This window comes from Bradyrhizobium sp. UFLA05-108 (assembly GCF_059803455.1).
In genome coordinates, this window is the sequence record NZ_JBANAZ010000021.1 from 89,872 (window position 1) to 103,574 (window position 13,703).

General features: G+C 64.5%; 12 protein-coding genes. 5 read left to right on the forward strand and 7 right to left on the reverse strand.

Features of this window, described 5'->3' with window-relative positions:
• Positions 1-88 precede the first annotated feature (88 nt).
• From tldD to SO140_RS17540, 3 genes are all read left to right on the forward strand, one after another.
• Positions 89-1,516 carry a metalloprotease TldD gene (gene tldD, locus SO140_RS17530; RefSeq protein ID WP_449379145.1) on the forward strand — a complete coding sequence of 476 codons (1,428 nt, stop codon included), beginning with the start codon at positions 89-91 and terminating at the stop codon, positions 1,514-1,516.
• Positions 1,513-2,325 carry a signal peptidase I gene (gene lepB / locus SO140_RS17535; RefSeq protein WP_449379144.1) on the forward strand — a complete coding sequence of 271 codons (813 nt, stop codon included), beginning with the start codon at positions 1,513-1,515 and terminating at the stop codon, positions 2,323-2,325. The genes tldD and lepB overlap by 4 nt, the downstream gene beginning before the upstream one ends.
• A 125-nt stretch (positions 2,326-2,450) precedes the next feature.
• Entirely contained in the window at positions 2,451-3,017 is a 567-nt protein-coding gene (locus SO140_RS17540) for a nucleotidyltransferase family protein (protein ID WP_449379143.1), read from the forward strand.
• 120 nt (positions 3,018-3,137) lie between these two features.
• On the opposite strand, the gene SO140_RS17545 is transcribed toward SO140_RS17540, so the two are convergent.
• The 3 genes from SO140_RS17545 to SO140_RS17555 all read right to left on the reverse strand — a co-directional run bounded on the left by SO140_RS17545 (position 3,138) and on the right by SO140_RS17555 (position 5,808).
• Positions 3,138-3,740: a PAN domain-containing protein gene (locus SO140_RS17545; protein WP_449379142.1), complete on the reverse strand. Its 603-nt coding sequence runs from the start codon at positions 3,738-3,740 to the stop codon at positions 3,138-3,140.
• 109 nt (positions 3,741-3,849) lie between these two features.
• Positions 3,850-5,220 (reverse strand): glutamate--cysteine ligase, encoded by a 1,371-nt coding sequence (locus SO140_RS17550; RefSeq protein ID WP_449379141.1) that lies wholly within the window; start codon positions 5,218-5,220, stop codon positions 3,850-3,852.
• 99 nt (positions 5,221-5,319) lie between these two features.
• Positions 5,320-5,808 (reverse strand): MarR family winged helix-turn-helix transcriptional regulator, encoded by a 489-nt coding sequence (locus tag SO140_RS17555; protein WP_254102677.1) that lies wholly within the window; start codon positions 5,806-5,808, stop codon positions 5,320-5,322.
• A 125-nt stretch (positions 5,809-5,933) separates the two neighbouring features.
• On the opposite strand from SO140_RS17555, the gene gstA reads away from it, so the two are divergent.
• Positions 5,934-6,548: a glutathione transferase GstA gene (gene gstA / locus SO140_RS17560; RefSeq protein WP_449379140.1), complete on the forward strand. Its 615-nt coding sequence runs from the start codon at positions 5,934-5,936 to the stop codon at positions 6,546-6,548.
• 65 nt (positions 6,549-6,613) lie between these two features.
• Here the strand turns inward: gstA and SO140_RS17565 are convergent, their stop codons facing one another.
• The 4 genes from SO140_RS17565 to SO140_RS17580 all read right to left on the reverse strand — a co-directional run bounded on the left by SO140_RS17565 (position 6,614) and on the right by SO140_RS17580 (position 12,523).
• Positions 6,614-8,827 carry an FAD-dependent oxidoreductase gene (locus SO140_RS17565; protein ID WP_449379139.1) on the reverse strand — a complete coding sequence of 738 codons (2,214 nt, stop codon included), beginning with the start codon at positions 8,825-8,827 and terminating at the stop codon, positions 6,614-6,616.
• A gap of 154 nt (positions 8,828-8,981) precedes the next feature.
• The gene (locus SO140_RS17570) at positions 8,982-10,190 is read right to left on the reverse strand and encodes an acetyl-CoA C-acetyltransferase (RefSeq protein WP_449379138.1); all 1,209 of its coding nucleotides are present in this window, start codon (positions 10,188-10,190) and stop codon (positions 8,982-8,984) included.
• A gap of 56 nt (positions 10,191-10,246) precedes the next feature.
• The gene (locus SO140_RS17575; protein ID WP_449379137.1) at positions 10,247-12,037 is read right to left on the reverse strand and encodes an acyl-CoA dehydrogenase C-terminal domain-containing protein; all 1,791 of its coding nucleotides are present in this window, start codon (positions 12,035-12,037) and stop codon (positions 10,247-10,249) included.
• Positions 12,038-12,139: 102 nt separating this feature from the next.
• Positions 12,140-12,523, reverse strand: a complete 384-nt coding sequence (locus SO140_RS17580) for a nuclear transport factor 2 family protein (RefSeq protein ID WP_449379136.1) — start codon at positions 12,521-12,523, stop codon at positions 12,140-12,142.
• 183 nt (positions 12,524-12,706) lie between these two features.
• Between SO140_RS17580 and SO140_RS17585 the strand changes: the two genes are divergently transcribed.
• Positions 12,707-13,294 carry a PadR family transcriptional regulator gene (locus tag SO140_RS17585; RefSeq protein WP_449379135.1) on the forward strand — a complete coding sequence of 196 codons (588 nt, stop codon included), beginning with the start codon at positions 12,707-12,709 and terminating at the stop codon, positions 13,292-13,294.
• Positions 13,295-13,703: the final 409 nt, after the last annotated feature.

The following is a 13,703-nucleotide window of genomic DNA, read 5'->3' on the forward strand; positions in this document are numbered from 1 at the left end:
GTCGTTTCGGTAATGTGACGGCCGGCCCCCTCGCCGAACGCTTTTGAAACCATTATCTTGCCCCACATCTCCCGATAATGGATCGCTGATGACCAACCCTGCCACAACCTCCCTGCTCGACCGCGCCAATCTCGACCGCGACCAGGTTCGCCACGAAGTCGCGCGCGGGCTTTCGGGCGCCGACGACGGCGAATTGTTCCTGGAATACAGCCAGACCGAAGCGCTGATGTTCGACAATGGGCGGCTGAAGCAGGCGACCTATGACACCTCGCAGGGTTTTGGCCTGCGCGCCGTGAAAGACGATGCGGTCGGTTACGCGCATTCCTCCGACGTGTCGCTGCCGGCACTGATCCGCGCAGCCGATGCGGTCGCAGCGGTCCGCGGCGGCTATTCGGGAAGCTTCGCCGCGCCGCCGCCGCACACCAATGTGCGGCTCTATGCCGACGACAATCCGCTGGAGGCGCCGGGTTTTGAGGCCAAGGTCAAGCTGCTCGCGGAGATCGACGCGTATTTGCGCGACAAGGATCCGCGCGTGCGGCAGGTCAGCGTGAGTCTGGGGGCGACCTGGCAGGTGGTTGAAATCCTCCGCCCCGATGGTGAGAGCTATCGCGATATCCGCCCGTTGGTGCGCGTGAACATTTCCGTTGTCGCCGGGCAGGGCGATCGTCAGGAAAGCGGCAGTAAGGGCTATGGCGGCCGCGCCGGCTATGCCGAATTCATCGAGACCAGGAACTGGCGCGACGCGGCTGACGGTGCGCTGCGCGAGGCGCTGGTGAATCTGGAATCCGTGCCGGCGCCCGCCGGCGAGATGGACGTGGTGCTTGGCGCTGGATGGCCCGGTGTGATGCTGCATGAGGCGGTCGGTCATGGCCTGGAGGGCGACTTCAATCGCAAGAAGACCTCGGCATTTGCCGGCTTGATGGGCCAGCAGGTGGCGGCCAAGGGCGTCACGGTGGTCGACGACGGCACCATTGCCTCGCGGCGCGGCTCGCTCTCGATCGACGACGAGGGCACACCGACCAACCGCACCGTGCTGATCGATGACGGCATCCTGGTCGGCTACATGCAGGACCGCCAGAACGCGCGTCTGATGAACATGAAGCCGACCGGCAACGGCCGCCGGCAGGGCTACGCCCATGTGCCGATGCCGCGCATGACCAACACCTACATGCTCGCGGGCGACCGCGAGCCGGGCGAAATCCTCGCCTCGGTGAAGAACGGCGTCTTCGCCGCGAATTTCGGCGGCGGCCAGGTCGACATCACCTCGGGCAAATACGTCTTCCAGTGCACCGAGGCCTACAAGATCGAGAACGGCAAGCTGGGCGCGCCCTTGAAGGGCGCCATGCTGATCGGCAACGGGCCGACCGACCTGCATCGCATCCGCGCAATCGGCAACGATCTCGCGCTCGATACCGGCATCGGCACCTGCGGCAAGAACGGCCAGGGCGTGCCGGTCGGCGTCGGCCAGCCGACGCTTCTGATGGAACGGATTACGGTGGGTGGTACGGGCGCATGAGCGTTGAGAAAATGACTGCAGCAACCAAGCCCAAGAGCGGCGACAGGCGCAGCGGCAAGAACAGCGGCAAGAGCAGCACCTGGCGCGGACAGCTCGTGCAGCTTGCCGGCATCGTCGCCGCCGTGTTCATCGCCAAGGGTGCGCTGGCCGAGCCGTTCTACGTGCCATCGGGCTCGATGGAGCCGACCTTGCTGATCGGCGATGCGCTGCTCGCCTCGAAATTCCCCTATGGCTACGGCACCTCGTCGCTGCCGATCCAGATCAACCTGCCGGAAACCGGCCGCGTCTTCGCCGAGACGCCGAAGCTTGGCGACGTCGTCGTGTTCCGCTGGCCCGGCGATCGCTCGCAGGCCTGGGTGAAGCGCGTGGTCGGTCTGCCTGGCGACCGCATCCAGATGCGGCAGGGCCAGCTCTTCATCAACGACCGTCCCGCCGAGCTGAAGCCGGACGGCGTCGGCCAGGCCGAGGACGACAGCGGTGGCAACGAGCCCGCCTATCGCTATGTCGAGACGCTGCCGAACGGCGTGTCGCATCTCATCTTCAAGATGCGCGACAACGGCCCGCTCGACAACACGCCGGAAGTGACGGTGCCGGCCGGGCATCTGTTCGTGCTCGGCGACAACAGGGACAACTCCGCCGACAGCCGCGTGCCGCTGCGCTCCGGCGGCGTCGGGCTGTTGCCGATCGACAATCTCGTCGGCCGCGCCGATGCCGTGCTCGGCTCCTGGGATCTCGGCATGCGCAGCCAGCCGGTTTGGACCTGGCTGTCGGGTTTCCGGATGGCCCGGTTCTTCACCGCGGTGAAGTGAGGCACGGAGATCGTAGATCGTAGGGTGGGCAAAGCGAACGCGTGCCCGCCACTTCTGTCGCCATCCTGGAGAGATGGTGGGCACGACGCGCGAAGAGCGCGCCTTTGCCTACCCTACGATTCCCAATGAGCCGCGACGAATTCCTCGCATTGACACTGCGCAATCCCGTCAACGTCGCTATCACCGACGCGCTCGCGCAGCTTGCGCTGCCGGATGCCTGGCTGGTGTCGGGATGCCTGGTGCAGACGGCGTGGAACGTGATCACCGGACGCGCGATCGGGCACGGCATCGCCGACTACGACGTGTTCTATTTCGACCCTGACACCTCGTGGGAGGCGGAAGACGCGGTGATCCGCAAGCTGGGGGCCAGCCTCGTGCATCTCGGCGCGAAGATCGAAGCGCGCAACCAGGCACGCGTGCATCTGTGGTATCCCGGCAAGCACGGTCTGCCCTATCCGCCGCTGACCTGTTCGACCGACGGCATCGACCGCTTCCTGACGCAAAACACCCAGATCGGCATCCGGCGCGCGGGCGATGGCTACGACGTCTATGCGCCGCATGGGTTCGGCGATGTCGCGGGATTGATCGCGCGACCCAATCCGGGGCCGAATTTTTCGGCGGTGAGTTACGCGGTAAAGGCCGCGCGATGGAAATCGTCGTGGCCGGAGATCACGGTGATTGCGGCGGAGTAGTGTCCCGGACGCGGCGCGGCACGCAGTGACGCGACGCAGAGCCGGGACCCAGCGACATGGGCCCCGGTTCAGCAGCGCACCACTTGCGTGCTGCGCTGCGCCCGGGGCACGAGAGAATCCCTACCTCACCACGCCCGACGTAAACCCCGCCTTCCGGCGCGGCGGCTTGATTTCCTTCTTCAGGAAGCATTTCGCTTCGCGTCCGGCGTAGCCGGGGCGAGCGAAGGTGAAGGCGCGGCATTTGTTGTCGGCGGTGCATGCGGCCTTGCAGGCCTCCTCGCCTTCGTCGGCCTTCAGTTCGAAATTGCGCAGGTCGCCGCCGGGGCGGTCGATCGAGGTCTCGACGCCCTCAACGCGCGGCTCGATCACGCCCGCGCCCCGAACGCCGGAGATGCAGCAATTCGCCGGAATGCGCGGCGGCACGGTGTTCTTCAGCCAGCACACCGCAGGCGCGCCCTCGACGTCGGGATAGCTGAAGCTCCAGGACCGGCAGCGCCGGTCGCGCTCGCACAGCAGCGCGCAGTCCTCGGGATCGCCTGACGCCACGGGCGTGTTGAAATAGTCCCCGCCGGGCCGGTCGAATGCCGTCTGGGCGCTGGCGGGCACGATGGCAAGCAGGACCGCCAGCAGCATGACCCACGCCATACCCTGTACCACGATCGTCGTCATGGCTCTTGCCATGACCTTTGCCATCAAGGCCCCAGCCAGGTGGCCCTTCCCCATCAGAACAGCTTTCGAGTTATTGAACGCGCTTAGGTTTTTTCAGCCGGCCATTTGATCGCCGCAAACCTGTATGGGCGATGAACGGCGGCGCGCCGCTCTTCCGGCTGAGTTAGAACGCGTAGTCCTCGTAGGCCGGTTCCACGGATTCCTTCCAAGGGCCGTGAAATTTTTCAAGCATCTCCTCGGCCGGCGTCCGTCCGCAATCGATGATGCGGTCCAGCGGCTCCAGATGGCGGGTCTCATCGCGGCCGATCTGGTCGATCCGGCCGCGGCGCCGCAGGCCTGCATGGGCCAGCACCAGGCATTCCTTGGCGATCTCGAAGAGATAGCGGTCCTTGATCCGGGCCTTGAAGCCAAAGCGCGGCACATCGTCGCGCAGCGCCTGGCGCTCATGCGCGCTCCAGTGCTTCACCAGATCCCAGGCAGCATCGAGCGAGGCGTTGTCGTAGAGCAGCCCGACCCAGAACGCCGACAGCGCCGGCAGCCGGCCCCAGGGACCACCGTCGGAGCCGCGCATCTCGAGGTAGCGCTTCAGCCGCACTTCCGGGAAGATGGTCGAGAGGTGATTGGCCCAGTCCGACAGTGTCGGACGCTCGCCGGGCAGGTTGTTGTTGCGGCCGTCGAAGAAGGCGCGGAAGGAAGAGCCCGACACGTCGATGTAGTCATCGCCGCGCTTGACGAAATACATGGGCACGTCGAGCGCATAGTCGATATAGCGCTCAAAGCCCATGCCGTCCTCGAAGGCGAAAGGAAGCATGCCGGAGCGTGCATTGTCGGTGTCGCGCCAGATCTCGGAGCGGAACGACAGGAAGCCATTGGGCTTGCCTTCGGTGAACGGCGAATTGGCAAACAAGGCGGTTGCGACCGGCTGAAGCGCGAGCGACACGCGCAGCTTCTTGACCATGTCGGCTTCAGAGGAGAAGTCGAGATTGGTCTGCACCGTGCAGGTGCGGTACATCATGTCGAGGCCGTATTTGCCGACCTTCGGCATGTAGTTGGTCATGATCTTGTAGCGGCCCTTCGGCATCACCGGAATGTCGGCGCGCGACCAGGACGGCGTCATGCCAAGGCCGAGAAATCCGATGCCGAGCGGGGTCGCGATCTCACGCACCTGCGCCAGATGCGCCATCAGCTCGCTCTGCGTCTGATGCACGGTCTCGACCGGCGCGCCGGACAATTCGAACTGCCCGCCCGGTTCGAGCGAGATCGCGCCGCCGCCGGTAACGTCGTAGAGGCCGATGATGTTGCCCTTCTCCATGATCGGCTCCCAGCCGAGCAGGAGCTTCATGCCTTCGAGCAGCGCGCCGATGCCCCGCGCGCCCTCGTAAGGCACCGGGCAGCGGCCTTCGAGCGTAAACGGCGTCTTCTCATGCTCGGTGCCGATGCGGAAGTCGTCCACCGGCTTGCAGCCGGCCTCGAACCACGCGACGAGCTCGTCGCGTGATTGCAGCGGCGTCATATCGATCTGGTCTCGCGCCATATCAAACTCTAATCAAAAGCGCTTCGACCGAACGCGCGCGGGTGACAGGGATGGTCCGCGAACCCACCGGTTGCGCGGACATGTTAGTTTGCTGCGGGATCATCGCAACGGTGTGCTTTCGTTGGCGACCGGCAGCTTCATCTCGCCGCAGGAGCAACCGAGACGGTCGAGCAGACCGCTGAGCTTGACGGCGTCCGCATCGGACAGTTTTGAGCCCACATACTTCTCGATTGCGGCGGAATAGGCACCCCACATCCGCTTCTGCAGCTCGCGACCGGCTTCGGTGATCTCGACGAACTGGCCGCGCTTGTCGATCTTGCATTCGCGGCGCACAGCGAGGCCCTCGTCAACCAGGCGGTCGATCAGCCGCGAAGTCGAATATTGCGGGATCAGCATCTGACGCTCAAGCTCCACGGGCCGCAGCTCGCCCGATGGCGCGCGCGACAGCTCGAGAAGCGCATCATACCAGGCGAGCGGCGGGAAGCCGGCCTTCTTCAGGTCCTGCTCCACGCAGTCGAGCACGCGGCTCTGCACCCGCATCAGGCGGATCCAGGCGGACGTCGCCTCGGTTGATGGTTTGCGTTTCATGGTCCCGCTCAAGTGAGTAGCCCGTTCTTAGCGCACTTGATGCACCTGCATCAATCTTGACTATTCCATGCAAATGCATGTAGGCGTTCTTTCGCCCCAACCAACCATCAGGAGGAGAAAATTCCATGAAACTCTATTACTCGCCGGGAGCGTGCTCGTTGTCTCCCCACATCGCCCTCCTCGAAGCCGACCTGCCCTACGAACTCGTCAAGGTCGATATCCGCGCCAAGAAGCTCGAGAACGGTGAGGATTTTCTGAAGGTCAACCCGAAGGGCCAGGTACCGGCGCTCGGTCTCGATAGCGGTGAGATCGTGACCGAAGGCCCGGTCATTGTCCAGATGATCGCGGATCGGGCCTCGGCCAAGGGCCTGGTGCCTGCGCGCGACAGTTCCGAGCGCTACAAGCTGCTGGAGTGGCTGAACTTCCTCACCTCCGAGGTGCACAAGAGCTTTGGTCCGATGTTCTCGCCGGTGCTGGCCGACGACGCCAAGGCGTTCTTCAGGGATCGCGTGATGGGCAAGCTGAAATATATCGACGGCCAGCTCGCCGGTCGCGACTATTTGATGGGCAAGCAGTTCACCGTCGCGGATGCCTATCTCTTCACCATGCTGACCTGGGCCGAACGGCTGAAGTTCGACCTTTCGGCCCTCACGAACCTGCTCGCCTACAAGGCCCGCGTCGGCGCACGGCCGAAGGTGCAGGAAGCCTTGAAGCGGGAAGGGCTCGCGCAGGCGGCGTGAGTCGTCACGACCACGGACAAGCAGAAGGCCGGATCGATGATCCGGCCTTTCGTTACAGCGGAACCTTACGCCGCCGACTTCTTCGGGGCGAAGCGGCCGTAGAAGGTCTCGCCCTTCGCCGCCATCTCCTCGAGCAGTTTTGGCGGGGTGAAGCGGGAGCCGTATTTGGCTTCCAGTCTGTGACAGAGCTCGACGAACTTCTTCGTTCCCATGAAGTCGATATAGGACAGCGTGCCGCCGGTGAACGGCGCAAAGCCGAAGCCGAGGATCGAGCCGACATCCGCCTCGCGCGGATCGGTGATGACGTGATCCTCCACGGTGCGCGCGGCTTCCACCGCCTGCACCACGAGGAAGCGCTGCTTCAGCTCCTCGACGTCGAGCGTGTCGGGGTCGAGCTGTTTGGGCTGGAGCGCTGACAGCCCCGGCCACAGGCTCTTCTGGCCCTTGCCCTTCTCCGGATAGTCGTAGAAGCCCTTGCTGTTCTTGCGACCGAGCCGGCCCTGCTTCTCGACCATCTCCACCATCAGCTTCTTCTGATCGGGATTGATGGCGTTGGGGCCAAGATCGGCTTCCGTGGCCTTCATGATCTTCAGACCGAGGTCGAGTGCGACTTCATCGGACAGCGACAGCGGGCCGACCGGCATGCCGGCCATCTTGGCGCAATTCTCGATCATCGCCGGCGGGACGCCTTCGAGGAACATCTCGTTGCCCTCGGCGACGTAGCGGCCGACGCAGCGATTGGCGAAGAAGCCGCGGCTATCGTTGACGACGATCGGCGTCTTGCCGATCTGGCGGACGTAGTCGAGCGCGGTCGCGAGCGCGACATCGCCGGTGTTCTTGCCGAGGATGATCTCGACCAGCATCATCTTCTCGACCGGCGAGAAGAAGTGGATGCCGACGAACTTGCCCTGGTCCTTGAAGTTCTCCGCCAGCGAGGTGATCGGCAGCGTGGACGTGTTCGACGCGAAGATCACGTCGGGCTTGAGATACTCCTGCGCCTTGGCGAAAGTGTCCGCCTTGACCTTGCGGTCCTCGAACACGGCCTCGATGACGAGATCGACGTCCTTCAGTGCAGCATAGTCGGCAGTCGGCGTGATGCGCGCGAGCAGCGCTTCGGCGTCCGTGGGCTTGGCGCGGCCCTTCTTGATCTGCTCCTCGATCACCTTCTGCGCATGCGCCTTGCCCTTGTCGGCGCTCTCCTGGTCGCGGTCGATCAGGACGACGTCGAGACCGGCGCGGGCCGAGACGTAGCCGACGCTTGCGCCCATGAAGCCGGCGCCGATCACGGCGATCTTCTTCACCTTGGTCGGCGGAACGTCCTTCGGACGCCGCGCACCCTTGTTGAGCTCCTGCATCGACAGGAACAGGCTGCGGATCATCGCGGCCGCTTCCTTCGAGCGCAGCACCGAGGTGAAGTAGCGCGACTCGACGCGCAGGGCGGCGTCGATCGGCAACTGCAGGCCCTCATAGACGCAGCTCATGATCGCACGTGCGGCCGGGTAGTTGTCGTAGGTCTCGCGGCGGTAGATGGCGTTGCCGGCCGGAAACATCATCATGCCGTTCTTCGAGAACACCGGGCCGCCGGGCAGCTTGAAGCCCTTCTCGTCCCACGGCGCGACCGCCTTGCCGCCGCCCTTGATCCAGTCCTTTGCCGCCTTGATCAGATCGGCCGCGGGAACGATGGCGTGGATCAGGTTGAGCTGCTTGGCCTTGTCGAGCACGACGGGATCGCCCTTGAGCAGGATGGTCATCGCGTCCTGCGGCGGCACCAGGCGCGGCACGCGCTGCGTACCGCCAGCGCCGGGGAACAGGCCGACCTTGACCTCGGGCAGGCCGAGGCGCGTCTTGGGATTCTCCGCCGCCACGCGATAGTGGCAGCACAGGGTAATCTCGAAGCCGCCGCCGAGCGCCAGCCCGTTGATCGCGGCCGCCCACGGCTTGCCGGAGGTTTCGATCGAGCGCAGTACCTGCGAGAAGCGCCGGCTCTGGTCGAACAGCATCTGGTTCGCGGCCGTCTCGCCCTGCTCCTTGAAGACCTTTGCGTAGGCCTGGTTCATGCCCTCGAGCATCGAGAGGTCAGCGCCGGCGCAGAACGCCTCCTTGCTGGAGGTGATGACGACGCCCTTCACGGCGGCATCCGCGGTGGTTTCCTTGACGATCGCGTCGAGCTCGCTGGTCGAGGTCTCGTCGAGCACGTTCATCGAACGGCCCGGGATGTCCCAGGTGACGAGCGCGATGCCGTCGGCGTCGGTCTCAACCTTGAAGTTCTTGTAAGCCATGTGGTGCTCCTCGGTGCCGCAGCCAGTCTTTCGGCGCGGCGGTTGACTCTGGATCTCGTAGGGTGGGCAAAGGCGCGCTTGCGCCGTGCCCACCATCTTTCGCGGAGACAGCAGTGGTGGACACGCTTCGCTTTGCCCACCCTACGACCGTCCGTTACACCCGTTCGATGATGGTCGCGGTGCCCATGCCGCCGCCGATGCACAGGGTCACCAGTGCGGTGGACTTGTTGGTGCGCTCGAGCTCGTCGAGCACGGTGCCCAGGATCATCGCGCCGGTGGCGCCAAGGGGATGGCCGAGCGCGATCGCGCCGCCATTGACGTTGATCTTGGCGTTGTCGATCTCGAAGGCCTGGATGTAGCGCAGCACGACGGAAGCAAAGGCCTCGTTGAGCTCGAACAGGTCGATGTCCGACTTCTTGATGCCCGAACGCGCAAACAGCTTTTCGGTGACGTCGACCGGACCGGTCAGCATCATCGCCGGCTCCGAACCGATATTGGCGAAGGCGCGGATCTTTGCGCGCGGCTTCATGCCGTATTTCGCACCCGCCTCCTTGCTGCCGAGCAGCACCGCGCCGGCGCCGTCGACGATTCCGGAAGAGTTGCCGGCGTGATGCACGTAATTGACGCGCTCGATCTCCGGATGCGACTGGACCGCGACCGCATCGAAGCCGCCCATCTGCGCCATCATGGTGAAGGACGGCTGAAGCTGCGCCAGCGACTGCATCGTCGTCGAGGGGCGCATATGCTCGTCCTTGGCGAGGATCGTGAGGCCGTTGATGTCCTTCACCGGCACCACCGACTTGTTGAAGCGGCCTTCGTCCCAGGCCTTGCCGGCACGCTGCTGGCTCTGCACGGCGTAGGCGTCGACGTCGTCGCGGGAGAAGCCGTACTTCGTGGCGATCAGGTCGGCGGAGACGCCCTGCGGCATGAAATAGGCGGGCACCGCCATCGAGGGGTCCATCGGCCATGCACCGCCGGAGGCGCCGATGCCGACGCGGCTCATGGATTCGGCGCCGCCGCCGATCACCAGCTCATGCTGGCCGCTCATGACCTGGGCGGCTGCGAAGTTCACGGCATCGAGGCCGGAGGCGCAGAAGCGGCTGATCTGCACGCCGGGGACGGCTTCGCCGAGGCCGGCTTTGAGTGCCGCGAAGCGCGCGATGTCGCTTCCCGCCTCGCCGACCGGATCGACCACGCCGAGCACGACGTCATCGACGGAGTCCACCGGCAGGTTGTTGCGCTCCTTCAGCGCCTGCAGCGGCACCGTGGCGAGCGCCAGCGCGGTGACCTCGTGCAGCGCGCCGTCCGGCTTGCCGCGGCCGCGCGGCGTGCGAACGTGGTCATAGATGAATGCCTCAGGCATGACGCCCTCCTGATGTGATGTCTAGATGCGATTGCGATCTGGCGACGGAAGCGGGCTTAAAATGCTTCCGCCGGCAGTTCCATGACGGTGGCGCAGCCGGCCTGGATGCGCGCGAGATTGGCGGCGGTCTCCGGCAGCATCCGCTCCATGAAGAAGCGGCCGGTGACGAGCTTGGTCGAGAGATAGGGCGTGGCACCACTCTCGGCAATCTTGGCATGCGTGACTTTCGCCATCCGCGCCCACATGTAGCCGAGCGCGACGAAGCCGAAGAGATGCAGGTAATCGGTTGCGGCGGCACCGGCATTGTCCGGCTTCGCCATCGCGTTCTGCATCAGCCAGGTGGTGGCCTGCTGGAGATGGCCGAGCGCGGTCGAAAGCGGGGCGACGAAAGGCTTCAACGCCTCGTCGCCGCCGTTCTCCTTGGCAAAGCCCATCACCTCGCCGAAGAACGCCATGATGGCGCGGCCGCCGTCGCGCGGCAGCTTGCGGCCGACGAGGTCGAGCGCCTGGATGCCGTTGGCGCCTTCATAGATCATGGCGATGCGCGCATCGCGCACGAACTGCTCCATGCCCTGCTCGGCGATGTAGCCGTGGCCGCCATACATCTGCTGCGCCTGCACCGCGTTGGCAAAGCCGTAGTCGGTGAGGAAGCCTTTCAGGACCGGCGTCATCAGACCCATGTGATCGTCGGCGGCCTGGCGGTCCTTGGGATCCTCGGAGCGGTGGGCGACGTCGCTCTTCAGCGCAGTCCACACCACGAAGGCGCGCGCAGCCTCGTTGAAGGCGCGGATCGACAGCAGCGTACGGCGCACGTCGGGGTGCACGATGATCGGATCGGCCGCCTTGTCCGGCGCCTTCGCACCGGTGAGCGCGCGGCCCTGGATGCGCTCGCGGGCATAGGCGACCGCGTTCTGATAGGCGACCTCGGACAGCGCGAGACCCTGCACCGCGACGCCGAGGCGAGCCTCGTTCATCATCACGAACATGCCCTGCATGCCCTTGTTCTCTTCGCCGATCAGCCAGCCGGTGGCGTTGTCGTAGTTCATCACGCAGGTGGAATTGCCGTGGATGCCCATCTTGTGCTCGATCGAGCCGCAGACCACGCCGTTGCGCGCGCCGACGGAGCCGTCGGCGTTGACCAGGAATTTCGGCACCACGAACAGCGACACGCCCTTGATGCCGGCAGGCGCGCCCTCGATGCGAGCGAGCACGAGGTGGATGATGTTGCCAGCGAGATCATGTTCGCCGGCCGATATGAAGATCTTCGTGCCCGTGATCTTGAAGCTGCCGTCGGCCTGGCGCACCGCCTTGGTACGGAGCATGCCGAGATCGGTGCCGCAATGCGGCTCAGTCAGGTTCATGGTGCCGGTCCATTCGCCCGCCACCATCTTGGGCACATAGGTCTCCTTCTGCTCGGGGGTGCCGTGCACGAGCAGCGCTGCGGTCGCGCCCATGGTCAGGCCGCCATACATCGCGAAAGCCATGTTGGCCGAGCACTGGAATTCGTTGACCGCCTGGCTCAGCGCCACCGGCAGGCCCTGCCCGCCATATTCGGTCGGCACGGAGAGGCCGAGCCAGCCGCCATCGGCGAGTTGCCTGAAGGCGTCCTTGAAACCCTTCGGCGTGGTGACGCTGCCGTCGTCACTGCGCTTGCAGCCTTCGAGATCACCCACGCGATTCAGCGGCTGGAGCACCTCTTCGGCGAGCTTGGCGGCTTCGCCCAGGATCGCCTCGCGCACGTCGCTCGACGCATCGGAGAAGCCCGGCAGATTGTCGTAGCGGTCGATCTGGAAGACGTCGTTGAAGAGGAAGTTCACGTCTTCGACAGGGGCTTTATAGATCGGCATGGCGTTCTCCCGGCATGCGGCCGTTAAGGGGTGGTATTTTTGATTCCCTGCGGCAGAGTGCTTGCCCGCGAGTCTAGCGGTTTCCGCAACCGCAGGGCAGTGTCATGATCGTGCAGCGAGTTGCTCCGCCATCAGGCGGTGCAGCATGTTGATGGCCTTGAGCGGACGCACCATCACCTTGAAATGCGTGATGCGGCCCTCGCTATCGAAGGTGATGATGTCGACGCCGTTGATCTCGATGCCGTCGATCACGTTCTTGAATTCGAGCACGGCGCCATTGGCGCTCTTCCACTCGCCGACATAGGTGAAGCCGGGACCGCCGAGCACCTTCTCGGCGCTCGACAGATATTTGAAGGTGATGTCGCGCCCGCGCTGCGGCGTGTGCACGACGGGACTTTCGAAGATGGCATCGGGATGAAGCAGGTCCCACAGCGCAGTGCCGTCGTGGGACCTCATGTAGCCGTACCAGGAATCGAGGCCGGTCATTCTCAGGGTGCCTCCCTTGATAAAAGGCGTTGGCAAAAAACTTGAAAACAACCCCATGCAAAGTAGCGAGAAGGCCGATGTCGGCTGGGCAAACCGGCTCTCGGCATATGCACATTGACGCATATGCGCCAATATGCATAAAGTCAAGTCAATTGCTCGGGACCTCTTAAAGGAGCCGGTGTCATGGCGCTGGGCGACGCAATCCTCGCATGCCTGACGGAACGTCCGATGACGGGCTACGAGCTCGCCAAGACGTTCGACTCCTCGATCGGCTTCTTCTGGAAGGCCGATCACCAGCAGATCTATCGCGAGCTCTCCAAGCTGCGCGACCGCGGCTACATCCAGGGCCGCGAGGTCGTACAATCCGGCAAGCCCAACAAGCTGGTTTATACGCTCACCGAAGAGGGACGAACAGCGCTGCGGCACTGGGCCGCGCGGCCGAGCACACCGCCCTCGATCAAGGACGATCTTCTGGTCCGCCTCCATGCGCTGGACAGCATCGAGATCGAGCCCCTGCGCACCGATCTGATGGCGCGCCTGGAGCACCACCGCGACCGCCACGCCAACTACGAGCGCATCCTGAAGAAGCGCTTCCCGGACGGAGAGGCGTCGGGTGTGCTCGACCTCGGCAATTTGCTGCTGCTCCGCCTCGGCGCGCGGCACGAGCAGATGGTGGCCGACTTCTGCGAGGAGGCGCTCGAGGCGCTGTCGACCATGAACGCGCGCGGGACCGTGGTGCCGATCGACGACGGCAAGCGCGAGAAGGGCTGAGTAAAAGCATAACGCGACGGCTAGACCGGTAGATGGGGTAACGGGCTCCCGAGAGGCAAGGCCGGCGCCACCCGCTCCGCCGTCATCGCCCGGCTCGACCGGGCGATCCAGTACTCCGAGACGATCATGATTGAATCGATAGGCCGCGGCGTACTGGATGCCCCGGTCGAGCCGGGGCATGACACCGTGAATGTGGCGACGGGGCGGTCCACAATGAAACCACCCAAGTTCTATCGGTATTCGCCCAGCTTGCCCCCCGCGCCCAACTTTAAGACAGCGACGACGGCTTCCTTAACCCGTTATTTACCGTAACAGAGAAAAGTCAGTTTTTGAGGCAGACGACCCGCGCCGAATGGAATTGTCTCTACAACTGGGACGCGCGGGAAAGCTGGAGGCATCGGGTGGGGTG

Coding starts and splice junctions, on each gene's coding strand:
- tldD (WP_449379145.1), top strand. CDS start 89: ATGACCAACCCTGCCACAACCTCCCTGCTCGACCGCGCCAATCTCGAC.
- lepB (WP_449379144.1), top strand. CDS start 1,513: ATGAGCGTTGAGAAAATGACTGCAGCAACCAAGCCCAAGAGCGGCGAC.
- SO140_RS17540 (WP_449379143.1), top strand. CDS start 2,451: ATGAGCCGCGACGAATTCCTCGCATTGACACTGCGCAATCCCGTCAAC.
- SO140_RS17545 (WP_449379142.1), bottom strand. CDS start 3,740: ATGGGGAAGGGCCACCTGGCTGGGGCCTTGATGGCAAAGGTCATGGCA.
- SO140_RS17550 (WP_449379141.1), bottom strand. CDS start 5,220: ATGGCGCGAGACCAGATCGATATGACGCCGCTGCAATCACGCGACGAG.
- SO140_RS17555 (WP_254102677.1), bottom strand. CDS start 5,808: ATGAAACGCAAACCATCAACCGAGGCGACGTCCGCCTGGATCCGCCTG.
- gstA (WP_449379140.1), top strand. CDS start 5,934: ATGAAACTCTATTACTCGCCGGGAGCGTGCTCGTTGTCTCCCCACATC.
- SO140_RS17565 (WP_449379139.1), bottom strand. CDS start 8,827: ATGGCTTACAAGAACTTCAAGGTTGAGACCGACGCCGACGGCATCGCG.
- SO140_RS17570 (WP_449379138.1), bottom strand. CDS start 10,190: ATGCCTGAGGCATTCATCTATGACCACGTTCGCACGCCGCGCGGCCGC.
- SO140_RS17575 (WP_449379137.1), bottom strand. CDS start 12,037: ATGCCGATCTATAAAGCCCCTGTCGAAGACGTGAACTTCCTCTTCAAC.
- SO140_RS17580 (WP_449379136.1), bottom strand. CDS start 12,523: ATGACCGGCCTCGATTCCTGGTACGGCTACATGAGGTCCCACGACGGC.
- SO140_RS17585 (WP_449379135.1), top strand. CDS start 12,707: ATGGCGCTGGGCGACGCAATCCTCGCATGCCTGACGGAACGTCCGATG.